This is a genomic window from Chryseobacterium sp. D764 (genome assembly GCF_019317325.1).
In the GTDB taxonomy this organism is placed as follows: Bacteria; Bacteroidota; Bacteroidia; order Flavobacteriales; family Weeksellaceae; genus Chryseobacterium.
In genome coordinates, this window is record NZ_CP079219.1 from 1,737,652 (window position 1) to 1,750,418 (window position 12,767).

10 protein-coding genes are annotated in these 12,767 nt (G+C 37.6%); 3 read left to right on the forward strand and 7 right to left on the reverse strand.

Annotated elements, in window-relative coordinates:
- Positions 1–12 precede the first annotated feature (12 nt).
- The 5 genes from KYG33_RS07785 to KYG33_RS07805 form a co-directional block, all read right to left on the reverse strand.
- Entirely contained in the window at positions 13–3,153 is a 3,141-nt protein-coding gene (locus KYG33_RS07785) for an efflux RND transporter permease subunit (RefSeq protein ID WP_219073001.1), read from the reverse strand.
- Between the two features lie 9 nt (positions 3,154–3,162).
- Positions 3,163–4,308: an efflux RND transporter periplasmic adaptor subunit gene (locus KYG33_RS07790; protein WP_219073002.1), complete on the reverse strand. Its 1,146-nt coding sequence runs from the start codon at positions 4,306–4,308 to the stop codon at positions 3,163–3,165.
- Positions 4,309–4,526: 218 nt separating this feature from the next.
- Complete coding sequence (locus KYG33_RS07795; protein ID WP_077418560.1) at positions 4,527–5,441, reverse strand: helix-turn-helix domain-containing protein; 915 nt, start codon at positions 5,439–5,441, stop codon at positions 4,527–4,529.
- A 102-nt stretch (positions 5,442–5,543) separates the two neighbouring features.
- Positions 5,544–6,290 (reverse strand): metallophosphoesterase, encoded by a 747-nt coding sequence (locus KYG33_RS07800; protein WP_219073003.1) that lies wholly within the window; start codon positions 6,288–6,290, stop codon positions 5,544–5,546.
- A gap of 110 nt (positions 6,291–6,400) precedes the next feature.
- On the reverse strand, positions 6,401–7,789 hold the full coding sequence (locus tag KYG33_RS07805; protein WP_219073004.1) for an MFS transporter: 1,389 nt from the start codon (positions 7,787–7,789) through the stop codon (positions 6,401–6,403).
- A 144-nt stretch (positions 7,790–7,933) separates the two neighbouring features.
- Between KYG33_RS07805 and KYG33_RS07810 the strand changes: the two genes are divergently transcribed.
- A complete protein-coding gene (locus KYG33_RS07810) occupies positions 7,934–8,404 on the forward strand; it encodes an Lrp/AsnC family transcriptional regulator (protein WP_077418557.1) in 471 nt (156 codons plus the stop codon).
- A gap of 149 nt (positions 8,405–8,553) precedes the next feature.
- Here the strand turns inward: KYG33_RS07810 and KYG33_RS07815 are convergent, their stop codons facing one another.
- Positions 8,554–9,069 carry a hypothetical protein gene (locus tag KYG33_RS07815; RefSeq protein ID WP_232538976.1) on the reverse strand — a complete coding sequence of 172 codons (516 nt, stop codon included), beginning with the start codon at positions 9,067–9,069 and terminating at the stop codon, positions 8,554–8,556.
- A gap of 16 nt (positions 9,070–9,085) precedes the next feature.
- Positions 9,086–10,093 carry a hypothetical protein gene (locus KYG33_RS07820; protein WP_219073005.1) on the reverse strand — a complete coding sequence of 336 codons (1,008 nt, stop codon included), beginning with the start codon at positions 10,091–10,093 and terminating at the stop codon, positions 9,086–9,088.
- 497 nt (positions 10,094–10,590) lie between these two features.
- Here KYG33_RS07820 and mnmE point away from each other — a divergent pair, with 497 nt between their 5' ends.
- Complete coding sequence (mnmE, locus tag KYG33_RS07825; RefSeq protein ID WP_219073006.1) at positions 10,591–11,976, forward strand: tRNA uridine-5-carboxymethylaminomethyl(34) synthesis GTPase MnmE; 1,386 nt, start codon at positions 10,591–10,593, stop codon at positions 11,974–11,976.
- Positions 11,977–12,219: 243 nt separating this feature from the next.
- Positions 12,220–12,762: a helix-turn-helix domain-containing protein gene (locus KYG33_RS07830; protein WP_219073007.1), complete on the forward strand. Its 543-nt coding sequence runs from the start codon at positions 12,220–12,222 to the stop codon at positions 12,760–12,762.
- Positions 12,763–12,767: the final 5 nt, after the last annotated feature.

Genomic DNA, 12,767 nt, shown 5'->3' on the forward strand with positions numbered 1-12,767 from the left:
AAATCATTTGAATTAATATTCCCAATCCGCATCTGTTACTACCTTTCCATTGATTCTCTCATGCAAAGCCTGGAATACCACAAAAAGAACAGGAACCACAAAAATTCCTAAGATCGTTCCGAAAAGCATCCCTGAAATGGCCGCAAATCCAATGGAGTGATTACCCATTGCTGAAGGTCCTACCACAAAGATCAATGGCAGCAATCCGGTAATAAATGCCAGAGAGGTCATCAAAATAGGACGTAAACGTGCTTTTGCTCCTTCCACTGCAGATGCAATAAGACTTTTCCCTGCTCTACGTCTCTGAATAGCAAATTCCACAATCAGGATACCATTCTTCGCTAAAAGTCCAATCAACATAACGAGAGCAATCTGTACATAAATATTGTTAGACAGCTCCGCGAATGTAATTCCGACAAATACTCCTGAAAGTCCTACCGGAATAGCGATCAATACAGCTAATGGAAGGATATAACTTTCATATTGTGCGGATAAAAGGAAGAATACAAAAACGATACATAATCCGAAAATCATGACAGATTGCGAGCTTGAACCTGCTTCTTCACGGCTCATTCCTTTATAATCATAAGTATATCCCGGAGGAAGTACCTGCTTGCTCACTTCTTCAATGGCGGCCATCGCCTGCCCTGTACTGTATCCCGGAGCAGCCATTACCGTTAAGTTGGATGAGTTGAATAGATTGAAACGGTCTACCACTTCAGCTCCCGTTACCTGTTTAAGGCTTACCAATGTATTGATAGGAACCATCTGGCCTAAATTATTTTTAACGAAAATTCCGTTCAGAGATTCTTTATCCTGTCTTGTTTCCGGAGTAGACTGTACCAAAACTCTGTAATACTTTCCAAATCTGTTGAAATCTGAAGCCTGAATACTTCCGTAATATCCCTGCATTACTCCCAGTACTTCAGAAACATTCACTCCCAGCTGGGCAGACTTCACTTCATCTACAAGTACTTCAAACTGAGGATACGTAACATCGAAGGTGGTAAATGCTACCGCCACTTCCGGTCTCTGCATCAGGGCTCCCATCATTCCATAGGAGATATTTCCCAAATTCTGAAGTTCTCCGTTTGTACGGTCCTGAAGCACAAGCTCCATACCACTTGTATTTCCGAAACCGTCTACCGTTGGCGTATTGATCACAAGGAAATTGGCTCTTTTATCCTGAGAAAGCATACCCTGCGTCTGGCCTATAATGTCATTGATGTTATTCACAGCTCCTCTCTCGCCTCCTTTTTTTAATTTAACAAAAATAGAAGCTGCAGAAGATGACATGGAACCACTGAACAGGTTTAATCCGTCTACTGAAATTACTTTGTCCACAGCAGGATTTTTCATCAATAGGTCTTCTGTGTCGGAAACTACTTTTGAAGTTCTGTCCTTTGATGCTCCCGGAGCAAGGTTTGCTGTTACAATAATAAAACTCTGGTCTTCATCCGGAATAAATCCTTTAGGTGTTGTCATAGACATCCATGCAAACAATCCTCCGAAGGCCACAATGATGATCAGGGCCACCCATTTTCTTTTTAAAAGGAAGAGTACAGCTTTACCATATCGGAAAGTCAGCTTATTGAAGCTCGCATTGAATCCTGCAAAGAAACGGTCTTTGAAATTCATTTTTTCATGCGTTCCCGGATGGTGTTGTTTTAAGAATAAAGCACACAGCGCCGGGCTCAGTGTCAATGCATTGATTGCTGAAATCACAATTGCAATTGCTAGCGTCAAGGCAAACTGCTGGTAAAACAATCCTGTGGAGCCACTCATAAAGGCTACCGGAACGAATACGGCAGACATAATCAACGTAATAGAAACAATAGCTCCTGTAATCTCACTCATTGCCGACATCGTGGCAGCTCTCGGATTCAGTTTTTTATGCTCCATCTTGGCGTGAACCGCTTCCACCACTACAATAGCGTCATCCACTACAATACCAATCGCCAATACCAGGGCAAACAGCGTAAGAATATTAATAGAGAATCCGAAAACCTTCATAAAGAAGAAAGTTCCTATAATAGATACCGGAACTGCAATGGCCGGAATCAGGGTGGAACGGAAATCCTGAAGGAAGATATACACCACAATGAATACCAGGATAAATGCTTCTATCAATGTATGAATCACCTGCTCTATGGATTGATCCAACGCTTCTTTTGTTGCGTATGGAATTTCATAATCCATTCCTTCCGGAAAAGATTTTTCCAGTTCTTTCATTCTCTCCTGAAGGGCTATCTGCACTTCATTCGCATTAGATCCTGCCATCTGGAAGATCGCCATCGTTACGGAAGCTTTTTTATTATAATTGGAAGAAACCGTATAGCTGTATGCTCCGAATTCCACTTTGGCAATATCTTTTAGTTTTAAAACAGAACCGTCGTTCAATGCTTTGATGGTGATATTTTCATATTGCTCAGGCTCTGTAAACTTACCTTTGTACCGAAGAACATATTCCATTACTTCTTTACTTCTCTCTCCTAATCTTCCGGGTGCTGCTTCCAGGTTTTGAGTCTGAATGGCACGGGAAACATCGGATGGGGTAAGATTGTATGAAGTCAGCTTATTCGGGTCAAGCCAGATACGCATAGAGTAATCTTTATTTCCATACACCATTGCATCTCCTACTCCTTTTACCCTTTTCAGCTCCGGAACGATGTTGATTTTCGCATAGTTTTCAAGGAAAAGGTCGTTCATTTTTCCATCTTTACTGGTCAGCGAAACCATCGCAATCATACTGTTCTGTCTTTTCACTGTTGTGATTCCCGCCTGAATTACCTCCGCAGGAAGCTGGTTGGTCACCTGTGCTACTCTGTTCTGCACATTAATCGCTGCCTGATCGGGATCTGTTCCCAGTTTGAAAATAACAGTAATGCTTAATGTTCCGTCATTACTTGCGGTAGAAGTAATATAGTCCATATTTTCCACTCCGTTGATAGCATTTTCCAAAGGTGGCGCTACCGACCTGGCAATCGTTTCAGCATTGGCTCCCGGATAAGCAGCGGTTACCATAACAGTAGGCGGTGCAATGTCCGGAAATTTGGTAATCGGAAGGCTTACCATCCCGACAATCCCCAGTATAACAAGCAATACGGAAATAACCGTTGCCAGTACGGGTCTTTTTATAATTTTCTTTAACATGATTTCTTCTTACGATTTTTTCTGTTGAGCATTTTTCTTTTGTGCCACGACAGGGGTTCCCGGCTGTAATCGGTCAAAGCCACTGGTAATATATTCATCTCCTGCCTTAAGTCCTTTGGCTACAATGAAGTTATCGCCGGCTTTTCCATTCACTTCAATGGGAACCATTGCTGCTTTTCCACCCTTAATTGTGAACACAAACACTTTATCCTGAATAGTTCTGGTAGAAACAATAGGAAGTAAAACAACATTGCTGTAGAACTGATCCAATACAATTTTACAGGTATTTCCGCTTCTTAAAAGATTATTGGGATTGTTGAATTTTGCTCTTAATGTAATTGATCCGGTTGTCTTATTAAACTGTCCTTCTACGGCATCAATCTTTCCTTTTTCAGCATATTGCTCACCACCGGAAAGAAGTAATGATACTGCCGGAGTATTTTTGATCACTTCATCAATGTTGTTTCCTACATACTGTTTTTGGAAATTATTAAAATCATTTTCGCTCAAACTGAAATATGTATATACCTGATGAATATCTGACAATAAGGTAATCGGTTCCTGATTCCCCGGCGTCATCAAACTTCCCAAACGATAGTTGAATCTCCCGATAAATCCACTTACCGGAGCTTTGATGGTAGAGAAATTCATATTGATTTTAGCTGATTCAATAGTGGATGTAGATTGGCTTACGGCTCCTCTTGCTCCATTGTAAGCAGCTTCAGCTTCTTTTACCTGAATTTCTGAAACCATTTTATTTCTGAACAGTTCTTTTTTCCTGTCAAGATCAATTTTAGAAGTTGAAAGGGTGGCCTGAGCGGTGATCAAAGCTGCCTGAGCACTTTTTAGCTGCTCGCGAAAAACCTGATCTTCAATTTTGAATAACGGCTGCCCTGCTCTCACAAAGTCTCCTTCATCTACATAAATTTTGCTTAAATATCCTGTTACCTGAGGTCTAATTTCCACATTGGAAACACCCTCTACAGATGCTGCATATTCTCTGGAAAGAGAGGCGTCTCCCTGGGTCACTTTTGCCACAGGTAATTCCGGTGCCTGCTGCTGATAGCCTTGGTTCTGATTATCTTTCCTACACCCCGTCAAAACGATCAGTGAGAGGAAAAGTAGGGTTGATTTTTGAATAAAAAATCTTTGCATAACAATAGTCCTTTTAAATTTTCCGGACAAAAATCGAACGAAAAAAATTCAATAGGATTATTCAAAAAACCTCTTGTTTTGTCAAAAAGACTCCTTATTTCAAAAAACATGAGAAATATCATCCATAGACAATATAAATGGTACTATTTGTTATTTTTAATCGAAATTATAGTTTAAATTTGGTAAAAAGACGTCTTAAAATCATAAATCACTCATTATCAATACAAATCATCCTTTCTGTATTCCAAAGGGGATCTTCCCACATGTTTTTTGAAAAACTTACTGAAAGACGCCTGATCTGAAAACTTTAATTGAGAGGCGACTTCTGCAATATTCAGGTTAGGATTTCTTAGCAGCAATCTAGCTTCTACCGCTAAAACCTGATGGATAATATCTCTTGGGGATTTGAACACCGTTTTATTAATGACTTTCGTAAGGTATTTACGGCTGATAAAAAGCTTATCGGCATAGAACTGCACGTTATGCTCTTCTTTGAAATGACGCTGAACCAGCGTGAAAAAGCTGGTCGTCAACTCATCTTCTCGATTGGTTACCTGATGAGGTTTTTCTGTTTTCTTGAAGTAATTATCAATTTCATAGATGACCAGCGAAAAATGATGCCAGATCATTTCATTAAAATAATAATTATCTTTTTCCTTATCATTCAACACTTTAAGTTCATCGAGATGGAAATTCAGTTTCCTGTACACATCAGATTCATTCCTGATGATATGAGTAGGATCTGATGAAAGGCTCTTCAGAACATTATTTGACTTATAATTAAAACCTGCGTCAGAAATAAAATTCAATGAAAAGAATATATACTTAGCATCATAGTCTTCAGTAATTTCATCCAGCCAAAAAGTTTCTAACATTGGGCAAAAAACAATATCACCTTTGGAGACTTCATAGCTTTTGTCATCCAACCTGAATGTGACCCCGCCCTTCTGTATCATGAAAATGCAGAAATAATCTGAGCGGTAAGGAATATTTGGCTGTATAATATAATTAGCCTTATCAATTTCCATCACCACAAATTCCTTGATTCTAAGATCAAATTCCACCTGCTGCAACACTTCATCAAAAGCTAGCTGCGAAACAAAATCAGATTTTGGCTGGGATTTTTTAGACATTGGAAAGAAAATTAAGCACGAAGATAATTGAAAAAGGAAAAAGAGCCAAGAAGTAAAAAGAGCTAAGAAGGCAAATAATCGAATTTTACTTTTTATTGTTTCCTAAACAACAATCAGCAATTCTTTATCATATCCGTTGTATTTTTCATCAATATAGCCGTGAGGATTACAGATAATTTCTGTTTCTCCGATTTTATATCTGCACGGAGTATGAATATGCCCATGAATCCAGTATAGTGGCTGATAGTGCGTAATTAAATCTTCCAGATCAGAAGCATAGGCTGCTGTTAACGGATCCTCTTTGTAATATTTCGGAACAGATTGTATACTGGGTGCGTGATGGGTAATGACTATATTTTTAAGTCCTTTTGAATCTTCAAGACTTTCCTTCAGCCATTGTTTTGAAAACTGATGGATTTTAAAGGTATCCAATGTCCTCATTTTGGAATAGGAAGGATCTCTTCTGATCATTTTATAGTCATTCATTTTAGACTGACAAAGCATTCCGTACTGAACCGGATTCCCAAAAATGGAAAAATCCGTCCATAAGGTTGCACCGTGAAAACGAATACCGTCAATATCTGCAAATGAATTTTCCAGTACGTGAATATTAGAACTGAAGGCAGCTTCTTTGATCTTATTGAGTGTTTTTGGGTAGGACCCTTTATAATATTCATGATTACCCAAAACATATATTACAGGTTTATTGGGAATTGCATTTTTAATCCATTCAATTCCTTTGGTTCCCAAATTGACATCACCTGCCAAAACAACAATATCAGAATGATCAAAACATAATTCCGTACTCCCAAACTCCCGGTGAAGATCACTGATGATCTGTATTTTCATGATGTGTAGTAAAAAACAAAGGTAATGAAGTGATGTGGAAAGACAAAAAAAGAACCGATACCTAAGCACCGATTCTTCGTCATATAGTTTGTGTATTTTTAGACTGCCTGTTATGAAACAGCAACTTCTGCCTGCTTCACTTTTAAGCTTTTCAATATAAAATAAAACAACATTCCGAGCGCTATAAGAGCATAACTGATTAAAACAATCAGATTCAGACTTCCTACTGAAAACTCTGAAGGAAAGATCTGGCTCATTAACGTCATGAATGATAATCCAATCCCAGCTCCCAAAAAGTAACTTGTAGAGCTCAAACTTGATGCCAATCCGTAGTTTGAAGGTTCAACATCCTGGATTCCCATTACAGAAAGTGCGGTAAAACAAAATGTCATTCCTACCCCCGAAATACATGCTGCGCCTAATAAAACTACAGCTAGCGGATGTCCGGTATAAACAGAGATCAACAGTGACAATCCGCCCATCAGCATAAACAACCATCCTAAAACTCCCATCTGGGATGAACTCAGACGTTTTGATATATGAGGCAGAATAAATTTAGCCGTCAGAGCAGATATGATACTGAACGGAACAAGCATTAATCCTGCAGAAGCAGCGCTATAACCCATATCTTTCTGAAGCATCAGTGAAATCAGGAATAAAAACCCGATAAAAAATGCTCCCAACGTAAAGAATACAGCATTGGAAACCACTAAAGATTGATGTCTGAATAATTTTAAATCAACTAAAGGTTCTGCAACAAATTTCAGTCGGTAATATACCATAACCAAAAGCAGTATTGCCAGAATCAAGGAGCCTACAACCATGAACGGCTGTTCTTTAATATGCACCAATTCATGGGTACCGTAAGTAAGACTTAAAAGCCCAAGCACCATTAATATTCCGGAAATCATATCTGTTTTCTGTGCGGTTTCATTTTTCTCATCTGCAGGGAGATAGAAGTAAGAGAGCACAAGTGTTACAAGAAGAATAGGTACATTAATCAGGAAAACCCAGTGCCAACTTAGGTAAGTACTGATAATTCCCCCTACCGAAAGGCCGCTTCCTGAACCGATTGCAGCAAATGAACTGAAAATTCCGATAGCATGGTTTCTTTCCTGTTCTCCTCTGAATGTATTGGTCACAATGGATAATGCAGAAGGCATTACCAATGCAGCTCCTAATCCCTGTAAAGCACGGAATATTGCCAGCACTTCAAAGTTTTGAGATAATCCTGCGCCCAATGAAGTGAGCATAAAAATCAATGCTCCGAGTAAAAACATTTTCTTTCTTCCAATCTGATCTGAAAGCTTTCCACCAATAATCAGAAATCCTCCAAAGAACAATACATAAAGTGTCTGCAGCCATTGAACCGTTTCTGCTCCGATCTGAAACTGCTGTTGAATAGAAGGAATTGTTAAATTAATAATGGCAATATCCAAAGCCTCCACAAATGTTCCCACCGATGCTAAAATTAATATTACATTCTTCCTTGTATCCATATATTCAAATTTGCTGCAAAATTAAAATTTACAGAACGTATTTGAAAATTTAACCTTAAATTTGGAACAATATTAAAGATATAAAACACATTAAAGAACAAAACTACTGATAAATCAAACAACAATCCATAAAAACAGAACAAAATGGCAACTGAAAATTATATCCCTGACGAAAAAGACTTGTCTATCCTGCGTCTTCTTCAGAAAGACGCCAAGATGAGTGTCCGTGACATTTCAGCAAGAATCAATTTAAGTCCCACACCTACGCATGAACGTATCAAGCGCATGGAAAAACAGGGAATTATTAAAGAATACACTACTGTTGTAGACCGTAAAAAGGTCAATAAAGGAATGATGGTGATCTGTATGATCGCACTGAGTGTTCACAATAAGAAAACAGCGGGAAAATTCATTGAGGAAGTGGGCAAACTGAAGGAAGTTGTAGAGTTTTACAATATCAGCGGAGATTTTGATTTTATGCTGAAGATTCTTGCTCCCAATATGGATGAGTTCCATGAGTTTTTTGTGAACAAATTATCAGAAATTGAAGGAATTGGCCAGACCAAGAGTATTTTTGTGATGAACAGCATCAAGGAAAGTGCTCAGATTGTTTAAACTCAGAAATAAAAAAAGAGGTTGTCCCAAAACTGCCACTCTGAATACAGACAGCCTGCAAATGCAGTTCAGAAATGAGATTCTTCCTACGTCAGCATGACAAAAGCCAATAAATTAGCTTTTGAGACGACCTCTTTCTATTATTTTAATTATTTCCAGTAATTCCAGACTGATCCGTCAAATATTGCCAGTGTTTTGCTGGTTGTATCATAACAGATCATACCGGGATAAGGATTTTTTACGCTAAGATGCGGTGCTGCTACTTTTGGAAGAATCATTGCTTTATCCTGAGATTCAAGAACCAATACTCCATCAGCAGTACTTGCTGCCTCTCCCATAATCACTCCTTTACCTGATTCCGCAGAGTTATTGACGATAACCGCACTTGAATTACCAGCATCAGACAAAGACTTCCATGTGTCATTTTCGTAGACTTTCACTTTATTATCCGTAACATCAAAGATCAGTGTTCCATTTACCAAAGTCCCTGTAGGAAGTCCGGATGTTGCAGGAAGAATCAAGCCCTTTGTATTTCCGGACACGTTATCAAAGTCCAACACAGTACTGTTTCCATCTACCGTCTGTTTACCAATAGCTATCTGAGCAAAAAATGAGTTAAAAACGATCAGGGCAACGGCTATACTTATATTTCTTATATTTTTCATACTCTTAGTGGTTAGATTAATCATTACAGCTTTTTTGCACACATTTCCATTCTGTCCCGTTATAAAGCTTTACGCATTTGTCCTGGATATCATATAAAAGCATTCCTTCTTTCGGATCGGCAATGGCATCATCAGATTGCGGTGTCTGGCTTACATGCTGAACTCTCGTCATGACAAACCCTTTATTTTTTGATTCCATGGCCAGGAATCCATTAGGTATATTTTCCGGCCAGGCATTATTTTTCTGCTGTACTGTAATCCCGAATTTCGTAAATCCATCAGGTGTTCCTGAAACCGCTGGTTTTGTACAGAACCCATCCAACTCATCGATGATAACCGGAGCATTCCCACAACTTGTTTTATCTTCGGATAATCCTTCAGGCCAAAGACCCGGACACATGGCTTTTGTTGCATTAGGACCGCAGAAGCTTGAATTCCCCATCCCTAATCCTGTAACAGATCCCATGGCAATTGTTACAATCTGACTATCATCACTAATAATAGAAGCTCCCCCACCCCCACTTACGTCTGCTTTTGCAATACAGTAAGCTTTTCCGGTAGGAATTCCAATATATTCAACAGAAGGATACGTTGTAGACTGCTGGGTAAATGTTCCGCAAATCTCTACAACACTGTTTGTTCCCATTTCAATAACTGAGGTTGTTCCAGGGTAAAATCCTCCAAAAGTTGGATCTTCCTGAACTACCGATCCTACAAGAGATAAGAAGGATTTGGTTCCTAATTTAATTTTTGAGTTTTTCTGAGATCCGAAAGTTCCTACTTTCACTGTTCCTGTAGATTTAACACTGGCTCCATCACCGATTTCCAGAACCCCATCAACCTGAATACTATTAGATTGAAGCTGCCCGGATTGAATGACAAGTGTTGCCCCATTCGGAATACTTATATTCGTACTTACACTAAGGCTGCCATTAAGACAATAGGTATTTCCACTGGTCATGGCCTGTCCTGTGTAAGGAATACACTGAGCATATGCTACAGCGCTGAAAAAGAGCAATAACAAAAAAATGACTTTTTTATTAATTTTAAAAAAAATAATTTATTCATGCACATTTACAATATTTTAACAGATTATTATTGTTTAATTGGAAAATATTTAAATTTTCAACATCACCGACGGACTAAGAATCAATTAACATACCAAACAGGTGTTTAATTTTTTATAATCTTAAAATGCTCATCAAAATCCATATTTAACAATCCTATCAAAACATTCACAAAACACTATATTAAAACACATTAAACCTTTAAAAAAGATTACAATTAAGATTTTTTTTTATTATTTAAAAGTTTAAATATTCTTTTTCATCCCTAATTAGGTGATGGAATAAAGAATCCTGTTTTTACATACAGCATCCTTATTCACAATACAAAATGATCAAAACCATGATGAATTGTATCCGGATTCACTCTTCTCTGTTTTTCATCCGAATACAACAATAGATAATCTGAATAACAGACGTCAGCGAAAATTCATATTAAAAACCGTAAATTTGCAGCATGAATAACGATACGATATGTGCACTGGCTACTGCCAATGGAATAGGTGCTTTAGGCATCATCCGGGTTTCAGGAAATGAAGCTTTATCTGTAGTTCAGAAAAGTTTTCCGGCAAAAAATCTGGAAAAACAGAAATCCCATACCATTCATTACGGTTATTTTATGGATGAGGAGGAAGCTATTGATGAAGTAATGCTTTCCATCTTTCTGGCACCAAAAAGTTTCACCACTGAAAACTCTGTGGAGATTGCATTTCACGGCTCGCCGCATATCGGAAAACGTATTCTTGAAACACTGATCAAAAACGGAGCGAGAATGGCCAAAGCAGGTGAATTTACACTTCGTGCTTTTATTAATGGAAGAATTGACCTTTCCCAGGCAGAAGCCATTGCTGATGTGATTGCCTCTGATAACGAAGCTTCCAGAAAGGTAGCCATCAATCAACTGAAAGGAGGAATTACCAATGAAATCTCTGTATTAAGAACGGATCTTCTGAATTTCGTTTCCTTAATTGAACTGGAGCTTGATTTTGCTGAAGAAGATGTGGAATTTGCCGACAGAAGTGCCTTAAGTGGATTATTGGATAAAATTGAAGTCAAATTAAATTCGTTGATTGAAAGTTTCCAATACGGAAATGCCATTAAGAACGGAACAGCCGTTGCCATCATTGGAAAACCGAATGCCGGAAAGTCTACGCTGCTGAACTCCCTTTTGAAGGAAGAAAGAGCAATTGTAAGTAATATTGCCGGAACGACCAGAGATACCATTGAGGAAATTCTTCATATAAAAGGCCACGCCTTCAGATTGATTGATACGGCAGGACTTCGTGAAACAGTGGACGAAATTGAAGCTATCGGGGTAAAAAAAGCAAAAGAAAAAGTAGAGAACGCCAATATTCTTGTTTATCTGACTGATGCTGCTACTGAAGATTTTTCGGAGGATATTGAAATGATTCAGTCGCTGTTGAGAGAAGATCTGAAGCTGATCATCTGTGCAACAAAAATTGACGAAGTTGTTCCTACAAAATATGAAACAGTAGAGAATATTTTCAGAAATGCCATTTCTCACGAATTCGATTTCATTACAATATCAGCTGTTGAAAATCAAAATATTCAGGATCTGAAAAACGAACTTTCATCGTATGTTGAGCATTTAAAATCTGAAGAAAATAACGTTGTGATCACCAACCAGCGTCACTTTGAAGCCCTTAGAAAGTCTCTGGAAGCAGTTCATAAGGTAAAAGAAGCTATTTCCTCCCAGATTTCTACAGAATTACTGGCTTATGAGCTTAGAAACGCCCTGGAACATCTTGGAGAAATTTCCGGAGAGGTTACGAATGATGAGGTGTTGGGGAATATTTTTTCTAAGTTTTGTATCGGAAAGTAACCTCCACAAAATAAATCATCAAAAAACTTTTATTATTATATGTTAAAGCCTTATTTATAAGGCTTTTTTCTTTTTTGTAAATATAAGATTATTTTGTGTTGTTTTGCGATAATCGGTACAAATTTGTACCTTCGTTGTACCTGAGACGAATTTTATATTAAAATCGTTTTTTTTGAAAATTTTGGTTGTCAACTTTAACCAACATTAAAAACTTTAATACAATTTGGTACAAAATAAAGAGAAATGAGTAGCAGAATAGAAATACAACGTATTTGTGGGTATTGTGGTAAAGAATTTATTGCAAAAACTACTGTCACGAAATGTTGTTCGGATGATTGTGCTAAACGTGCCTATAAAGCCCGTAAACGTGCAGAGAAAATAAATGTTTCTATTGCTGAAACGAAACAAATTAAAGAAAAGCAAAATGAAGATTTAAGAACGAGAGAATTTTTAACCGTTATGCAGGTTTCAAAATTGATTGGTTGCTCAAAACAAAACATTTATAAACTCATCAATACAGGAAAGTTAAAAGCAACTAATATTTTAATAAAAAAGACAATTATCAAGCGTTCGGAAATTGACAAATTATTTAATACACCAAAACAAAAGCAAGAAATTATAAAACCGCTGAAAGTTTCAGAATGTTATACAATTTCGGAAGTACAGGATAAATTTAAAGTTTCTCAATCTGCATTGCAGAATATTATAAAAAGAAATAATATTCAAAAAATGAAAGAAGGAAAGTTTGTATATGTTCCTAAGGTAATTATTAATGATATTTTTTAAGTAAA

What these genes read in the sequence shown, in the direction of transcription:
- KYG33_RS07785 (WP_219073001.1), bottom strand. Translation starts at nt 3,153, where the DNA reads ATGTTAAAGAAAATTATAAAAAGACCCGTACTGGCAACGGTTATTTCC.
- KYG33_RS07810 (WP_077418557.1), top strand. Translation starts at nt 7,934, where the DNA reads ATGGCAACTGAAAATTATATCCCTGACGAAAAAGACTTGTCTATCCTG.
- KYG33_RS07795 (WP_077418560.1), bottom strand. Translation starts at nt 5,441, where the DNA reads ATGTCTAAAAAATCCCAGCCAAAATCTGATTTTGTTTCGCAGCTAGCT.
- KYG33_RS07830 (WP_219073007.1), top strand. Translation starts at nt 12,220, where the DNA reads ATGAGTAGCAGAATAGAAATACAACGTATTTGTGGGTATTGTGGTAAA.
- KYG33_RS07815 (WP_232538976.1), bottom strand. Translation starts at nt 9,069, where the DNA reads ATGAAAAATATAAGAAATATAAGTATAGCCGTTGCCCTGATCGTTTTT.
- KYG33_RS07800 (WP_219073003.1), bottom strand. Translation starts at nt 6,290, where the DNA reads ATGAAAATACAGATCATCAGTGATCTTCACCGGGAGTTTGGGAGTACG.
- KYG33_RS07805 (WP_219073004.1), bottom strand. Translation starts at nt 7,789, where the DNA reads ATGGATACAAGGAAGAATGTAATATTAATTTTAGCATCGGTGGGAACA.
- mnmE (WP_219073006.1), top strand. Translation starts at nt 10,591, where the DNA reads ATGAATAACGATACGATATGTGCACTGGCTACTGCCAATGGAATAGGT.
- KYG33_RS07790 (WP_219073002.1), bottom strand. Translation starts at nt 4,308, where the DNA reads ATGCAAAGATTTTTTATTCAAAAATCAACCCTACTTTTCCTCTCACTG.